At 70.7% G+C, this 14,156-nt stretch carries 15 protein-coding genes; 3 read left to right on the top strand and 12 right to left on the bottom strand.

Features of this window, described 5'->3' with window-relative positions:
* Positions 1-119: 119 nt before the first annotated feature.
* The 4 genes from FEF34_RS17795 to FEF34_RS17780 all read right to left on the bottom strand — a co-directional run bounded on the left by FEF34_RS17795 (position 120) and on the right by FEF34_RS17780 (position 3,675).
* Positions 120-467, bottom strand: coding sequence for a transcriptional regulator (locus FEF34_RS17795; RefSeq protein WP_138054052.1), 348 nt, complete (start codon positions 465-467; stop codon positions 120-122).
* Between the two features lie 206 nt (positions 468-673).
* Positions 674-1,081 (bottom strand): hypothetical protein, encoded by a 408-nt coding sequence (locus FEF34_RS17790; RefSeq protein ID WP_138054051.1) that lies wholly within the window; start codon positions 1,079-1,081, stop codon positions 674-676.
* A 415-nt stretch (positions 1,082-1,496) separates the two neighbouring features.
* Complete coding sequence (locus FEF34_RS17785; protein ID WP_138054050.1) at positions 1,497-2,390, bottom strand: RNA polymerase sigma-70 factor; 894 nt, start codon at positions 2,388-2,390, stop codon at positions 1,497-1,499.
* 37 nt (positions 2,391-2,427) lie between these two features.
* Positions 2,428-3,675 carry an NAD(P)/FAD-dependent oxidoreductase gene (locus FEF34_RS17780; RefSeq protein ID WP_138054049.1) on the bottom strand — a complete coding sequence of 416 codons (1,248 nt, stop codon included), beginning with the start codon at positions 3,673-3,675 and terminating at the stop codon, positions 2,428-2,430.
* 279 nt (positions 3,676-3,954) lie between these two features.
* Between FEF34_RS17780 and FEF34_RS41295 the strand changes: the two genes are divergently transcribed.
* Positions 3,955-4,098 (top strand): hypothetical protein, encoded by a 144-nt coding sequence (locus FEF34_RS41295; protein ID WP_171052993.1) that lies wholly within the window; start codon positions 3,955-3,957, stop codon positions 4,096-4,098.
* A 30-nt stretch (positions 4,099-4,128) separates the two neighbouring features.
* On the opposite strand, the gene FEF34_RS17775 is transcribed toward FEF34_RS41295, so the two are convergent.
* The 3 genes from FEF34_RS17775 to FEF34_RS17765 all read right to left on the bottom strand — a co-directional run bounded on the left by FEF34_RS17775 (position 4,129) and on the right by FEF34_RS17765 (position 7,684).
* Positions 4,129-6,651, bottom strand: a complete 2,523-nt coding sequence (locus tag FEF34_RS17775) for a heavy metal translocating P-type ATPase (protein WP_138054048.1) — start codon at positions 6,649-6,651, stop codon at positions 4,129-4,131.
* A gap of 134 nt (positions 6,652-6,785) precedes the next feature.
* A complete protein-coding gene (locus FEF34_RS17770) occupies positions 6,786-7,415 on the bottom strand; it encodes a hypothetical protein (protein ID WP_199800675.1) in 630 nt (209 codons plus the stop codon).
* A 5-nt stretch (positions 7,416-7,420) separates the two neighbouring features.
* Positions 7,421-7,684 carry an SHOCT domain-containing protein gene (locus tag FEF34_RS17765; protein ID WP_171052992.1) on the bottom strand — a complete coding sequence of 88 codons (264 nt, stop codon included), beginning with the start codon at positions 7,682-7,684 and terminating at the stop codon, positions 7,421-7,423.
* 405 nt (positions 7,685-8,089) lie between these two features.
* On the opposite strand from FEF34_RS17765, the gene FEF34_RS17760 reads away from it, so the two are divergent.
* Entirely contained in the window at positions 8,090-8,353 is a 264-nt protein-coding gene (locus tag FEF34_RS17760; RefSeq protein ID WP_138054045.1) for a hypothetical protein, read from the top strand.
* A 77-nt stretch (positions 8,354-8,430) separates the two neighbouring features.
* On the opposite strand, the gene FEF34_RS17755 is transcribed toward FEF34_RS17760, so the two are convergent.
* The 5 genes from FEF34_RS17755 to FEF34_RS17735 all read right to left on the bottom strand — a co-directional run bounded on the left by FEF34_RS17755 (position 8,431) and on the right by FEF34_RS17735 (position 13,079).
* Positions 8,431-9,726, bottom strand: coding sequence for an ISAs1 family transposase (locus FEF34_RS17755; RefSeq protein ID WP_138053947.1), 1,296 nt, complete (start codon positions 9,724-9,726; stop codon positions 8,431-8,433).
* Positions 9,727-10,136: 410 nt separating this feature from the next.
* Positions 10,137-10,340 (bottom strand): cold-shock protein, encoded by a 204-nt coding sequence (locus tag FEF34_RS17750; RefSeq protein WP_138054044.1) that lies wholly within the window; start codon positions 10,338-10,340, stop codon positions 10,137-10,139.
* A gap of 474 nt (positions 10,341-10,814) precedes the next feature.
* The gene (locus FEF34_RS17745) at positions 10,815-11,270 is read right to left on the bottom strand and encodes a DUF5994 family protein (protein ID WP_234042436.1); all 456 of its coding nucleotides are present in this window, start codon (positions 11,268-11,270) and stop codon (positions 10,815-10,817) included.
* Between the two features lie 203 nt (positions 11,271-11,473).
* Positions 11,474-12,679, bottom strand: a complete 1,206-nt coding sequence (locus FEF34_RS17740; RefSeq protein ID WP_138054043.1) for a PP2C family protein-serine/threonine phosphatase — start codon at positions 12,677-12,679, stop codon at positions 11,474-11,476.
* Positions 12,680-12,812: 133 nt separating this feature from the next.
* The gene (locus tag FEF34_RS17735; protein WP_234042435.1) at positions 12,813-13,079 is read right to left on the bottom strand and encodes a hypothetical protein; all 267 of its coding nucleotides are present in this window, start codon (positions 13,077-13,079) and stop codon (positions 12,813-12,815) included.
* A 246-nt stretch (positions 13,080-13,325) separates the two neighbouring features.
* Here FEF34_RS17735 and FEF34_RS17730 point away from each other — a divergent pair, with 246 nt between their 5' ends.
* Positions 13,326-13,835, top strand: a complete 510-nt coding sequence (locus FEF34_RS17730) for a DUF5994 family protein (protein ID WP_138054042.1) — start codon at positions 13,326-13,328, stop codon at positions 13,833-13,835.
* Positions 13,836-14,156 lie beyond the last annotated feature (321 nt).

The following is a 14,156-nucleotide window of genomic DNA, read 5'->3' as shown; positions in this document are numbered from 1 at the left end:
TCGACGCCCGCGTTCGCGCTGGGCTGGAGAGAACCGCTGACCTGCCCGACGAGTTGGCATCGGGGATGGAACGGGCACGCGACGCTCGATCCGGTCTCGCCGGTGCAGTTCCGTGAGATTCACGCAGCAGCCTGGGCATCGGGGTTCAGATCGCTGAAGGCGTTCTCCCAGACGTCACGGACGTCCCGGCTGATCAGAGTCCGGAGGACAGGCCACATGGTGACGAGGAGTTCTCGGTTCAGATAACAGACCAGGTCATCGTGTTGTCCCTCGGCCAGAACGATGCGGTAACAGCTCATGCGCAATCGGGGCTGGTCGAGATCGAACCGGGACAGGCCGGACCACACGAGGTGCGGTGGAAGGTCGACGTGGCCGTGGGCGGGGCCGGCGAGCTCCGAGAGCTCGGCGGGAAGCCGCCGGGCGAATCCGGTGCGGCGGAGCTCGGGGACGCTGGACGTGGCTGCCATGCCTTGACTACCCGCAGGAGCGGGAGGCGGCCGGGTGATTCCGGTACAGGGGTCCCCCGGCTCAGACTTCCACCGGGCTGCAGCGGTGGTAATGACGGCGTAGGTGCACGCCAGAGGGCCATACGGGCCCTCTGGCGAGACAAAAGGCGGCGTCCAAGTCGGGCCTGCCGGGCGAGTTCGCCGCAAGCTCACGTCTCCTCGGGCGGCTACGAACCGGTGGCCGGGCGTAGCGGCGAGCGGGGGGAGAGCGCGTGGACGAGGGCGAGGACGCTGAGGGCGAACATCAGCACGCCCAGGGGGACGTGCAGCGATGCCACGTGGGCGATGCCGAGTGCGACCTGCGCGGAGGCGAGGAGGAGGAAGCCGGTGGAGTACAGGACGGGGCGGGGGGATCCGCCGCCCGGGCGCCAGGCCAGGATCGTGGCGAGCACGTAGAGCATGGCGGCCCCGTACATCACCTTCGATCCGTGGTCGTGCAGCGCGTAGGCGCGGGACGAGGTCAGCAGCAGGCCGGCGGTGCATGCCTGGAAGAACAGGGCCAGGGTCTGCAGGACTACCGCGGTCCTGAGGAAGCTGCCGCCGCGAGCCGTGGTGGTCGTCGCCTGTCTGGGCATGGTGCGGTTTTTCCTTTCGTCGTGTGCTGCGGTCGGCGAGGCGCCGGTGTTCGGTCCTAGCGCCGCGTCAGGCAGGGTTTGCCCGTCAAGGAGCGGCGTCCGGTGCGCGGGGCCTCCCCCGGGCCCTCCGGTCGAGGGGTGGGGTCTGCCCCGGGCCCTCCGGTCGAGGGGGTGGGGTCTGCCCCGGGCCCTCCGGTCGAGGGGTGGGGTCTGCCCCGGGCCCTCCGGTCGAGGGGGTGGGGTCTGCCCCGGGCCCTCCGGTCGAGGGGGTGGGGTCTTCCCAGGCCCTCCCGGGCCGAGGGGAAGATCGCAAGGCGCCGGATCGACCTCGTGGTGGGCCTACTCGGTTGATTCGGCAACGCCTCGAGTCGCCGTGCCGGGCGCCGCGACGGGGCGAACGTCGCCTGATGCGGCACTAGCGGGTGAGCGTGGTCTCGGAGTCGAGGTGGGTGAGCTTTTCGGGGTTGCGGACGAAGTAGAGGCCGGTGATGCGGGTGTTCTCGACGCGGACGGCCATGACGCCGTCGAGTGCGCCGTCCACGTAGGCGGCGAGCGCGGGGCTGCCGTTGACGACGGTGGGTTCCCAAGTGACGGTGGCCTGAAGCTTGGTGGTGCCGGCGAGGTAGAAGCGGACGATCTTCTCGGCGCCGACGACCGGGTGCAGGGCCGCCTTCTTGAGGCCGCCGCCGTCGCTGAGCAGTACGACGTCGGGGGCGAGGACGTCGAGTAGGTCCTGTGGGTTGCCGGTGTCGATGGCGCGCCGGAACGACTCCAAGGCTGCCTGAGCCTCGCTGAGCGATGCCGTGGTGCGGGGGCGGCGGGCTCCGACGTGCTTGCGGGCGCGGTGCGCGATCTGGCGGACCGCGGCGGGGCTTTTGTCGACGGCCTCCGCGATCTCGTCATAGCCAACCTCGAAGACCTCGCGCAGCACGAACACCGCCCGCTCGATCGGAGCAAGGCTTTCCATGACGAGCATCATCGCCATCGACATGCTCTCGGCGAGTTCGACGTCCTCGGTCACGTCCGATGTGGTGATCAGCGGCTCGGGCAGCCACTGGCCGACATAGGCCTCGCGGCGTCGCTTCACGGTGCGCAGCCGGTTGAGCGCCTGGCGCGTCGTGATCCGCACCAGGTACGCCCGCTCGTCGCTCACCCGCGCGAGGTCTACGGTGGCCCAGCGCAGCCAGGTCTCCTGAAGTACGTCCTCGGCGTCGGCCGCCGAGCCGAGCATCTCGTAGGCGACGGTGAACAGCAGGTTCCGGTGGGCGATGAACGCCTCCGTCGCCAGGCCGGTGGTGTCGTCGGTCATCTCAGGGCCTCACTTCTGGCATGGACGGCGGGACGGCTCAGCCACGGGCGGCTTCTCCGCTTCCGACCGGGCGGGTCGCTGTCTCGTCGTTCGATTCCGGCGTGTCGGTCAGGCGCTGCCTTCGAGTGGGGAGGCCGAAGGTGGGGTGGGAGGTGGTCCACAGCGACATGCTGAGGATGCCGGCCTTGATCCGCGCGGCTTTCCGGCCGCCCAGGTACTTCGGCTTCGCCTGGGCGTCATGGCCGACCATCTGCAGGATGCCGTCGCGCCGCCCGAGGCTGATGTGGTTGCCCACGTACTCCAGCCCGGTCTGCTTGACCTTGCCGCCGGTCAGGCGGGCCACGATCGCGGCCGTCGCCTGTCGTCCGGTGTAGCCGGCCGAGGCGCAGGACATCGGCAGGGGAAGGCCGTTGTCGCCGAGGGTGTGGGCGCTGTCGCCGACGGCGTACACGTTCGGGTGTGACACCGAGCGCATGGTGCGGTCGACGACGATCCGGCCGCCGTCGGTGACCTCGAGGCCGGCGCCGGCGGCGATCGGGGCGACCGCGAACCCGGCCGTCCACACGGTCGCGTCGGACGGCAGGGCGGTGCCGTCCGCGCAGAGCACCCGCTTCGCTTCGACGCTTTCCACGCCGGCGTGCTCCAGGACGGTGATGCCGAACCGGTCGCAGGCCCGACGCAGGTGGTCGCGGGCCCCGGCGGAGAGCGCAGTGGCCAATGCGCCTCGGGCGATGAGCGTCACCGACAAGCCGGGCCGGGACTCGGCGACCTCGGCGGCGGTCTCGATCCCGGTCAGCCCGTCGCCGACGACCACCACCTTCCCGCCCTCGCTCCGCGCCTCCAGACCGTCCAGGCGGTCACGCAGCCGCAGCGCGGAGGGCCGGCCTGCGACGTCGAAGGCGTGCTCGGCGACTCCGGGGACACCGTGGTCGGCGCCGTGACTGCCCAGCGCGTAGACGAGCGTGTCGTAGCCGACCTCACCGCCACCGTCGGTGCCGGCCACGGCGACGACCCGGCGCTCGGGTTCGATGTCGGTGACCTGGGCCAGCCGCAGCCGGATCCCGGTTCCCGCGAAGACGTCGGCGAGCCGTGGGGCCTCGATCTCCTGGCCGGCCGCGAGCTGGTGCAGCCGCAGCCGCTGCACGAAGTCCGGCTCGGCGTTCACCACGGTGATCTCGGCATCCGACGGTGCCAGCCGCCGCGCCAGGGTCCCGGCGACGTAGGCCCCGGCGTAACCGGCGCCGAGGACGACGACGCGGTGCTTCGTGCCGTTCCTGTCAGGCATGGCTTCCTCCTCTGTCTCAAGGGGTCGGGCACAAGACACCGGACCATCGCCCCCTGTGACAGGAAGTGACCCGGATCACCTTCTGGAGGGACCTGGTGAGGGGCGGAAAGCGACGGCAAGCGCCTTCATTCCACTGACCGGGTCCGACCGGCTCAGGGTCGTCGATCGGTTCTCGCGCTCAGGGCCGTTCCGCACGGAGAGGTCCACTGCCGGGCCCTGGCGAACGCGCTGAGCCGGGCGGGACCGTCCGTCCTCGCCCATGGTGTCTAACCTCGCGGCATGAAGATCGACTGGAGGGCGGAGTACTTCTGCCTCTTGGACGGCCGTCGCCACGGGTTCCTGGACCCGGAAGTCATGCGGCGGGACGGTTTCCGCTGGAGACTGGCACGTTGTGGCACGGACGTGTCCGCCGCGGCGGTGTGAGTCGGCTGTCGCGGCACCTGCCCCTGTCCGTCACCGTCCTTCGGGCAGGCTCGCCTTTCCTGTCTCTGTCGCGGGCTCGGAGGAGGCGTCCGCCGCGTGCCGCGGCAGGCGCAGGCGTTTGAGGGCGAGGGCGTTGAGGGCGACGATGACGCTGGAGCCCGACATGGACAGGGCGGCGATCTCGGGCCGCAGGACGAGCCCGGTGGCGGGTTCGAAGACACCCGCGGCGATGGGGAGAGCGATGGCGTTGTAGCCGACGGCCCAGCCGAGGTTCTGCCGCATCTTCCGCAGGGTGCCGCGACCGATGCGCAGGGCGGTGGGCACGTCCAGCGGATCGGAGCGCATGAGGACGAGGTCGGCTGTTTCGATGGCGACGTCGGTGCCGGCGCCGATCGCGATGCCGAGATCGGCCTGAGCGAGGGCGGGGGCGTCGTTGACGCCGTCACCGACCATGGCGACCTTGCGGCCCGCGCCTTCCTCGGCGGTGGGGCCGCCGCGCTGGAGTTCCGCGATCTTCGCGGCCTTCTCGCCCGGGAGCACCTCGGCGATGACGGTGTCGATGCCCAGCTGGTCGGCGATGCGCCGGGCGGTGGCCTCGTTGTCGCCGGTGAGCATGACGACCTCGACGCCGAGGGAGTGGAGTTCCGCGACGGCGGTCGCGGAGGTGTCCCGTGCCGCGTCGGCGATGCCGATGATCGCCGCCGCCCGGCTGTCGACGGAGGCGATGACGACGGTGCGGCCGGTGGCGGCCAGTTCGTCGCGCCTCTCCGCGAGCGGACCGAGGTCGACGCCTTCGCGTGCCGCCAGGCGCCGGTTCCCCACGGCGACGCGGTGACCGTCGACCACGGCGGTCGCGCCGTGGCCCGGTACGTTCTCGAAGTGGCGTGCGTCGGCCCGCGGCACACCGCGGCCGTCGGCGTGACGGACGACCGCCTCGGCCAGGGGGTGCTCGGACTGCCGCTCGACGGCGGCGACCAGCCTCAGCACCTCGTCCCGGTCCGTGCCGGGGGCCGTGATGACGTCGGTGACCTCCGGCTCGCCCTTGGTGAGGGTGCCGGTCTTGTCCATGACGACGGTCTGGACGGAGGCGGTGGCTTCGAGGGCGGCCGCGTTCTTGAACAGCACCCCGCGCCGGGCGCCCAGGCCCGTACCCACCATGATCGCCGTCGGGGTGGCCAGGCCCAGCGCGTCGGGGCAGGTGATGACGACGACCGTGATGGCGAAGAGCATGGCGGAGCTGAACGGCCGGTCGGTGGCCAGCAGCCACACGGCCAGGGTGAGCGCGCCGCCGATCAACGCGACGAAGACCAGCCAGAAGGCGGCCCGGTCGGCCAGTCGCTGCCCGGGAGCCTTGGAGTTCTGCGCCTCCTGCACGAGCTTGACGATCTGGGCCAGTGCCGTGTCCGCGCCGATCCTGACGGCCCTGACGCGCAGCGTGCCGTTGGCGTTGACGGTCGCGCCGACCACTTCGTCCCCCGGCGCCTTGTGGACGGGGAGGCTCTCACCAGTCACCGTCGACTCGTCGACGTCGCTCTCGCCCTCCTCGACCACGCCATCGGCGGCGATTTTCGTGCCGGGGCGCACCAGGAGCAGATCACCGACGGCGACCTCGGCCGTGGGGATCTCGACCGGCTCGCCGTCGCGCAGCACCAGCGCCCTGGGCGGAGCGAGATCCAGGAGCGCGCGGATGGCATCGTTGGCCCCGCCCCGGGCACGCATTTCGAACCAATGTCCGAGCAGGACGAACGAAGCCAGGACGGTAGCCGCTTCGTAGAAGACTTCTCCGCCCCCGGTGAGGGTGACGACCAGCGAGTACACCCAGCCGGCGCCGACGGCGACGGCGACCAGCACCATCATGTCCAGGGTGCGCGCCCGCAGGGCCCGTACCGCGCCGGTGAAGAAGATCGTGCACGAGTAGAAGATCACCGGCAGGCTCAGGAGCAGCGCCCACACGTCCTGCCGGAGACCGAAGGGTACGGGGGCGTGGAGGCCGAGGACGTCCTCACCGATCGGCGACCAGATCACGATCGGGACGGAGAAGGACACCGCGACGAGGAAGCGGTTGCGCATGTCGGCGACCATCGCCGCCATCGACATACCGGCATGCCCGCCATGGCCCATGGCCTCGTGCGGCGGTAGTGCCTCCCCAGGCGTGAGAACCTCCGAGGGGGCCGCGGGCGGATGAGCGGGGCGCTCGACGGGCGCTGTAGGTCCGGCGGGCGCCGGCCGGGCCGGCGGGGGCGGATCCGGCTCGGCCATGGGGTCGCAGATGTGCCCGGGCACCGACTGCCCGGCACAGTGGTAGCCGCACTCCGTCACCCAGCGGCGCAGCTGGGCCAGCGACGTACTGCGCGGGTCGAACACCACCGTGGCCTCCTGGGCGACGGGGTTCACCTCGACGTCCAGTACACCCGGTCGGCGACCCAGCACGGCGGCGACGGTGCTCTGCTGAGAGGCCCAGTTCAGCCCCCTCACATCGAGTACCGCCGTGCTGCGCCCCTTGCCCCCGGCCTCCGGGATCCGGGGACCGTTCCTCTCCGGCGGGTGGGACATGTGCCCTCATCTCCCGACGAGTCGAAGGCAGGATGGTCCATGCCCCAGCGCCGCGCGCACCGTCTGCAGGGGCCGGCTTCGACTCCGCCACGAGCACGAGCACGAGCCGTGAACCGGAGACCGCGGTGCGGCCCTCATGGCGTCAGAGGGGTGGGAGGGTGCTCGCTCGTACCCAGGAACTCGCCGTGCCAGGTGTGGTACCACACCTGTCCCGTGGACGAGTTGACCGACAGCATGCCCGTGATCCGGTCACCGCGCAGGGTGTGCAGCGTGTAGTAGCCCGGGAACGCCGTCGGTTCGGCGGCGCGCAGGCCGGGCCGGTGCTCCCCCAGCCATTGGTCGGCGATCCGCACGGCCCGACCGGGCTCGATCGTGCGGGAGCCGGTCTCGACGGGCCGCGCCATCATGCCGTACGCGGTGTTCCACATCATGGCCGGGCCGAACTCCCTGTGGACGGTGCCGCCCCCCGGGTCGATCAGCACTTCCGTGGCGCCCCTGCCGCGCGAGTCGAGAAGCTGTGCGTAGTAGCCGTCACTGAACCGCATGACCTCCCCGACGCGCAGGTTCCAGCGGTCGGCGAACCGCTGGGCCGCCTGTTCGGCGTCGGAGAAGTCGCGGACCGGGCCTTCCCGGGAGACCGCCCCCGTCATCGCCCATGGCCCGGGCCGCCAGGTGTCGGCGCCGACCACCCACACCAACGACGCGATCAGCGCCGACACCGCGACGACCAGCACCACCAGCGGCACTCCCCGACCACGTGGCACGGTTCTCATCGGGATCTCGGCCTGTGCTCGGCGAGCTTCTTGCGCGCCTCGGAGTAAGCGGCGGCGTCGATCTCCCCGGAGGCAAAGCGTCGGTCGAGGATCTCCTCAGGGGTCTCACTCGGCGCTCTCTCGCGGTCGGTGGCACCACTGTGGGAGGAGGGGCGCTGGGTGAGTCGGACCACCGCCCATATGACCAGGCCGATGAGCAGGATCCACAGCAACGGCATGAAAGCCATCCATGCCCAGCCTCCGCCGTCATGCCAGTACATCACTGGCTCACCTCCTCGAAGGGTTCCTCCTCCCAGTGTGTGAGCCTTCGCAGAGGATCACGATGGGCCGTTCGGCCTGCCGCAGGGCCATGTGTCTCTCCCCGGGACCAGGCCCCGGGTGTACGCGCGCGGATGGCACCCGTGCGCGCAACGGGCCGTCTGCGCATACGGGGCTCCCGCGTCGGGACGAGCCGCCTGCGCGCTGTCGGCGGCATACGCCCAGCCCAGCGGGCGGAACATCTTCACTTCGGTCGGCAATGGGGGAGATGGGCGGATCATCAGTCGGCAGGCCGACGCGACTCAGCAGCCGTGGACGAGTCGTGGTCCGGCCGTTCGCCGAGGGGGACTCGGTCACGGAACTGACGTCTCGATGGCGGCGAACTGGGGGCGGTCGACGGCGGAGAAGTGGGCGAAATCGAAGCGGAGGCGGCCGACGTCGACGAGGGAGCCGTGTTGGCGGGCGTCGTCGCCGAGCGTGCGGTGGAGCATGGCGTGCAGCACGTGGTGGCGGAGTGGGAGCACCAGCGCAAGCTCGCCGGTGACATCGACGCCACCGTCCGCAGCCAGCTCGCGTCGGCGGATCGGGGGCCGGGCACCAGCGCGACCGCCACCGTCCGCGGGATCGTTCCACCGCTCGTGGGTCCTGCCGGAACGGCCCGGCGGAGGTGACGCACAGGGGGTGCGGTCCCGGAACCTACCCGGGCCGCACCCAGGGCCCCGGCGAGTGCCTGGATCGTCCGGTTTGATCATGTGATGCCGTAGAGGGCTAGGACGCGGGGGCGCTCGGTGTGGGCTCGTCGTCCGGTGGCGATGTTGACGTAGCCGGCGAGCTTGAGCGCGCTGCGGATCAGGTCGCGGAGGGCAGCGAGTACGGCGGGCGCGTTGTGGGTCCTGACCTGGGACTTGTCCTCGTTGAAGGTGACATCTCGACACCAGTGGACGGTATTTTCCACGGTCCAGTGCCCGCGAGCCCAGGACGCGATCTCGGCTGCGTTCGCTTCCTCGGCGGGCAGGTCGGTGATGGCGTAGACGGTCTCGCTGGACCATTTTTTCGCCCCGTAGAGACGGCGACGGCGCTGGATCCGCAGGACCTGGGCCGCGTGCGGGAAGAGCAGGCCCTCGACGGTGACGACCTGCACGAGCCGCTGCTCGTGACGGCCGTGGCCCCGGGCGTCGTCGCGGTGGATCACGGGGATCTCCTTCCAGGGCAGGGCGTGGAGTTGACGGGCCTGGCCGCGCTGGTTGTTCTTGATGGTCAGCAGGTAGTGAGCGCCGCGTTCGCGCAGGTAGATGGCGTGGTCGCGTTGGGCGTGGAGGGCATCGGCGGTAACGACCACCCCCGCGAGATCCGCGTCGTCGATTCTGTCGAGGAGAGGTGCGAACTCGGGGATTTCGTTGGTCTTCGCGCCGATCTCGCGGGAGGCGAGAGTGACACCGTCGCCGTGACGGACGGCGGACAGGACGAAGACCCGGCTGCAGTCCGGGCGCCTCGCGCCGCGCAGGCACTTGCCGTCCACCGCGATCGCCCGCCGCCGGAGCCGTACCGGCTCGGCGCGGGCGGCCGCCCGGTGGGCCCGGCGCTGTTCACGCTCAGCCCCACCGTCGGGCATTACCGGCTCCGGCCGGTGGGGCTGTGCGGACAGCAGAGGCCGAAGGTAGTCGTAGCTGGCCGCGCCGATCTCACCGGGATCGAGCCGCCCCAGGACGCTGCGCAGGGTCTTCTCGCTCGGCACCCGGTAGCGGCCAAGGAGTGGGTGGTAGGGCAAGCCGAAGGCGGCCAGTTCCTCCGACGTCGCACGTCGGCACCACTCCGCCGCCGCGGTGATCGAGTCGTGGCCGGACGGGGTCATCGCGCAGACCACCAGGGCCAGCAGCGAGGAGAGCCGGTACCGCACTCCGCAAGCCCCTCTCGGATCAGTGACCGATTCGAACTCGGCTACCAGGCAGCGGACTTGCTCCTTGGCGGCGCTCTCGCCGAGGGCTTCCAGGCGGGGCGCATGAGGCACGGGGGCAGCGACAGGGAATGATGGAGGAACGAACACGGCACCTTCGTGGATCTTGCAGCGTAGAGAACTACATGATCCACAGGTGCCGTGTTCACCTGCTTCCCGGGGCCACCACCGAGATCAACACCCCAGGCCGGGACGATCCAGGCACTCGCCGGGGCCCTGGGAGGAACGGCCGTTCGTGCGTGTGGGGTTCATTCAGAACCTTCCTTGGTGCGGCGCGTATCAAGGAATTCCGGCAGCGGATAAGCGGCGTCGGGAATCACAGACACAGGCCGAATGAAATGCGACCGGCAGGCGGCGTGGCCCAGGGCGAGGTTTTCGGTGCAACTGGGCGAGCAAGGAAAAGTGAGAGGTGCAGGTGTACGCGAAATCCCTGCGAATGCAGGCAGCTGGGGCCCGCACCCCGAGGGATGCGGGCCCCAGCTACGTGTTACGCGTCGGCGTCAGGCGGAAACGATGTTCTCGGCCGTCGGGCCCTTCTGGCCCTGCGCGATGTCGAAGGAGACCTTCTGGCCCTCCTGGAGTTCACGGAAGCCCTGGGTGGCGATGTTCGAGTAGTGGGCGAACACATCGGCGCCGCCACCGTCCTGCTCGATGAAGCCGAATCCCTTTTCCGCGTTGAACCACTTCACGGTGCCAGTAGCCATGTCATATCTCCTTTGGGGCAGTACGCCGGAATCCGTACCCTACGGACGCCGTGTCGCCGCGATGATGCCCTGTCCGGAAAATGACCGGAAATACAAAGCGCTTCCATGCGGCACGCGGCCGGCAGGAGGCGCCTGGAGTCTTTGGGTACCAAAACTGCAACTGATATCGACAGTAGCACGTCACTGCGGCCTGTGCGCGACCGAAATTTTCCTCTACGCGTTGCCGGCAAAAAGTCTCCGAGTGAGGACGAGTAAACCCTCAGGTCGCGAATGCAGGTATTCGTTCACTCCGAACGGAGCGTTCCGGAAGACAGGGCGACCGGCCGGGACGTCTCCCCCACGGGGAACGGCGCGGTCGCGGGACGGCCGGCGTCACCTCCACATGCTTCGTGGCAGAGGGATCAGGCGCGCTCCCATCACGGGTCGGGGGGGGCGGGGCGGGCGGAGGCCCCTCCTTCCGTCTCCCAGGCGGCCTCACTGCCTCGGGTCTCCCGCACACGGTGGTCGATCGCGCTCTCGTCGGACATGAGGGTGTCGGTGGTGTTGAAGGTTGCCGGGGGCGGATGCGACGGCCATCAGCAGGGCGGCAAGGGCGGGTTCGGTCTCGGGCGGAATCACCAGCAGGTCGCAGCGGCCGAGGGCGTGCGAGAGCAGCATCATCGTGTCGCGGTCCTGGTCGGTGAGCCAGCCGACGTGCACGGTGTATCCGCCGACAGGGACCTTGTAGGAGGCGACGGGCCAGGGCGCGGGGTTCGCCGTGATGCGCGTGATGCGTCCCCGGCGTTCCTCCAGCGCGTCCACCAGGGGCGGCAGTTCGGCGGTGAGGTCGCGCGAGTACGGCCACCAGGCCCCGTCCAGCAAGCCGGCCAGGGAGGTGTTCGGCGTCAGCGCCAGGCGCGCCTGGCTGGTGGGCGCGGTCGTGCTGGTCATGAGACAGGGACCTGTCCCCGAGTCGCCCGTGACCGGCCCGGCGTGGCGATCGCCGGGAACGACGTCCGCGTGGAGGCGGGTGTACGAGTTGCTTCCGGTGCTCCCAACGTACTGCGCCGTACTCCGCGCGGGGACCGGGCGAGGGCGTCCGGTCGTGTCCGTTCTCCGGCAGCGGCCGGGGCGCCGGACACGACCTCCCTCCGTCATCCGCGCCACTCCAGGAGGACGAGAGTGGCGTCGTCGGTGGTGGTCTCGCCGCGGGCCCGTCTGAGCGTGTGGGACAGGTCGCGTGCCACGGCCCGTACGCCCCGGTCGGCCCGGTCCAGCCGATGGACCCAGTCGATCAGCTGGTCCTCGCCGAATTCCTCCTGTCTGCTCTCGTGTTCTTCGACCAGCCCGTCGGTGAAGCAGAGGATCCGGTCTCCGGGCACGAGGGTCACTTCGCTGACCTGCGGCTGGTCTCCGCCGAAGCCGACGGGGAGGGTAGTGGGGCTGTTAAGACGGCGTACGACACGGTGGTCGCGGATCAGCATGGGGGCGGGGTGTCCGGCGTTGACCCACTGGAGGCGGCCGGTGCCGGTGCCGAGCCGCAGCATCTGCGCGGTGACGAAGTGGTCAGGGGCGAACTGCTCGGCGATGGCCCGGTCCATGAAGAGGTAGATCTCGGACAGCTCGACGCTGGTGCGGCGGGCGTGCCGGTACGCGCCGATGGCCACGGTCGCCATCGTGGCCGCGTCCAGACCATGGCCCATGGCGTCGATCATGGCGAGGTGGAGGACGTCGCCGTTCAGGGCGTAATCGAAGCTGTCGCCAGCCACGTCGTACGCGGGTTCCAGGACTCCGGCGACCGCGATGCGGGGCATCGTCATGGCGAGCGGTGGCAGGAGCGACCACTGGATCTCGGCGGCGACGCTCATCGGTTCGCCGCGGCGGGTGCGGAAGAAGAAGTCGGTGTAGCCGTTCTTGGTCTGCAAGACATCGGCGACCAGGTGCGCCAGCCTGCGCAGGATGCGGCGGTCGTCGTCGTCGACCGCGTCCAGGGTGACGGCCAGGACGCCGGCCTGGTCGCCGCCGTCCAGCAGCGGGACGTGGACCCGCACCCCGTTGGCCAGCGGCACCTCGACCGGGTGCGAGGTGAGGAAGCACCGTCCGACCGTCGAATCGTCGATGGGCAGGGGACGGCCGTCCTCCAGCCCGTCCCCGGGCAGGGGGACCAAGTGCTCCTGCTCGTAGTCCTGGAGAAGGACCTGCACCTCCCGCCCGCCGATCAGGGCGACCGCGTCGGCCAGAGCCGGCCCCACCCGTTCAGGCGGTAGCGCGTGGGCGTGGTCCAGGAGCCGGCCCAGCAGCATCTCCCCGAAGCTCTCCGAGCGGTCGGGGTTCCGGTCCTCGTACCGTCCGACGGTCATCCGGGGCCTCCTGGCGGGCGGCGCGGCGACGTCCTGGACCGGTGCCGAGGAGCCGGATCCGACAGCGTGCGGCTTCCAGGATGCTCCGCGGCAGCCGGGGCCGCCACGCGCGCCATCGGCTCCGCCTGCCCGGTCAGGGTTCCTCGGAGTGGGGCCCGGTGCCGCTCGAGGGTCTGCTGGTGGCCAGCCAGGACCGGGCCGGTTCGGCGGGTTGTGCGGTGTCGACGGTGAGGTGGAGGCGGGTGCCCCCGCCCGGGGTCGGGTAGCTGCGCTGCTCGCCGCCAGCGAAGCAGTGGCGGAGGACGTCGGCCACCATCCGGGCGGCGTCCGGGGTGGCGGCGACGATGCGGACTTCGGCGTGCCCCGGCGGCGGCAGGGCTTCCGACGCGTTGCGATCCAAGGCGGCACCGCCCTTTCCCATCGGAGGCCCGGCCGCGAACGACAGGAGCGGACCGGGGCCTCCTTCCCTCCACGGTACGTCCGAAGCCGCCGGTGCCGAACGGCTCCGCAGCGGGGAGCGGCTCATCCCCGCGGCCTCCCGGAGTACGGTGAAAGAGCGGGGCCGTCGCCCCGCCCGCCAGCTCAGCGTCCGCCGTGGCACCGGTCCGGGCGGCAGCGGCGCCACCCGTGGACGGACGGACTGATCATGACCGACGCAGGCACTTCCCCCCACCACGTCCCCACGCCTCCGCGTCTCCTGCCGGACGAGGTCCATCAGGCCGTCGGCCTGGGCACCGCGCTGCTCCGGCTGGAGACGACGGGGTCCCGGCAGAGCCTCCTCGACGGCGCCTGGTGGCCGCGCTCGCGTGACGTCGAGCGGGAAATCCCGCCGCTGATCAGCGCCCTGTCCGAGCATCTCGGGCCCATCACCCGGGTGGGCCTGGACGCCTCGGCCTGGAATGGCATCCCGACCCGCCTGGTCGTCGACGACCAGGTCGTGCACCTCGACTCCTTCCCCGTCGGCGACGACACTGTGCTGATCACCCGCGGCGACAGCGACCACTTCTCCCTCATGGTCGTCCCGCCGGACACACCACCGGAGGCCGCCCGCCAGGCCATGGTCCGAGCCGTCGTACCCGGCAACGCCAGTCAGGCCGCTGAGATCCTCCTCGCCGGGCCGCCCCGGTCGGCGGGCCCGGCGCAGGAGCCGGCCTGATCAGAGATGGGCAAGGCTCGGACGAAGCGGGAGTCGCTGCGGTCCGCCGCGAGGTGGAACAGTCGCAAGGTGCCAGTGATCTCGAACATGAGCCGGATCTGGAAGGGAAGCGGGCCGACGAGGACCAGCTGGGCGAGCCCGCGACGCAGCCTCGACCAGCGAGCGGAGAAAGGCGGAGCCTCCGAAACCGAGACATCGAGCGGAATCCGCTCGGCGGCGCCCCGGCGGGCATCACCGAGCGCTCGCGTAGGCAGGCGACGCTATCGGTGTCGAACCCGCCCCCCGTGTGGAGGGACCACGCCGTGGAGGGAGACCGAAACG

This window comes from Streptomyces marianii, from assembly GCF_005795905.1.
GTDB classification, from domain to species: domain Bacteria; phylum Actinomycetota; class Actinomycetes; order Streptomycetales; family Streptomycetaceae; genus Streptomyces; species Streptomyces marianii.
Note: the sequence above shows the minus strand (reverse complement) of the source record. Positions and strands in the feature narration are given on the sequence as shown.

Bases quoted from the DNA above. Each gene is read 5' to 3' on its own strand.
- FEF34_RS17785 (WP_138054050.1), bottom strand. From the start codon at position 2,390: ATGACCGACGACACCACCGGCCTGGCGACGGAGGCGTTCATCGCCCAC.
- FEF34_RS17730 (WP_138054042.1), top strand. From the start codon at position 13,326: ATGACCGACGCAGGCACTTCCCCCCACCACGTCCCCACGCCTCCGCGT.
- FEF34_RS17750 (WP_138054044.1), bottom strand. From the start codon at position 10,340: ATGGCTACTGGCACCGTGAAGTGGTTCAACGCGGAAAAGGGATTCGGC.
- FEF34_RS17745 (WP_234042436.1), bottom strand. From the start codon at position 11,270: ATGACCAGCACGACCGCGCCCACCAGCCAGGCGCGCCTGGCGCTGACG.
- FEF34_RS17790 (WP_138054051.1), bottom strand. From the start codon at position 1,081: ATGCCCAGACAGGCGACGACCACCACGGCTCGCGGCGGCAGCTTCCTC.
- FEF34_RS17775 (WP_138054048.1), bottom strand. From the start codon at position 6,651: ATGTCCCACCCGCCGGAGAGGAACGGTCCCCGGATCCCGGAGGCCGGG.
- FEF34_RS17780 (WP_138054049.1), bottom strand. From the start codon at position 3,675: ATGCCTGACAGGAACGGCACGAAGCACCGCGTCGTCGTCCTCGGCGCC.
- FEF34_RS41295 (WP_171052993.1), top strand. From the start codon at position 3,955: ATGAAGATCGACTGGAGGGCGGAGTACTTCTGCCTCTTGGACGGCCGT.
- FEF34_RS17795 (WP_138054052.1), bottom strand. From the start codon at position 467: ATGGCAGCCACGTCCAGCGTCCCCGAGCTCCGCCGCACCGGATTCGCC.
- FEF34_RS17740 (WP_138054043.1), bottom strand. From the start codon at position 12,679: ATGACCGTCGGACGGTACGAGGACCGGAACCCCGACCGCTCGGAGAGC.
- FEF34_RS17765 (WP_171052992.1), bottom strand. From the start codon at position 7,684: ATGTACTGGCATGACGGCGGAGGCTGGGCATGGATGGCTTTCATGCCG.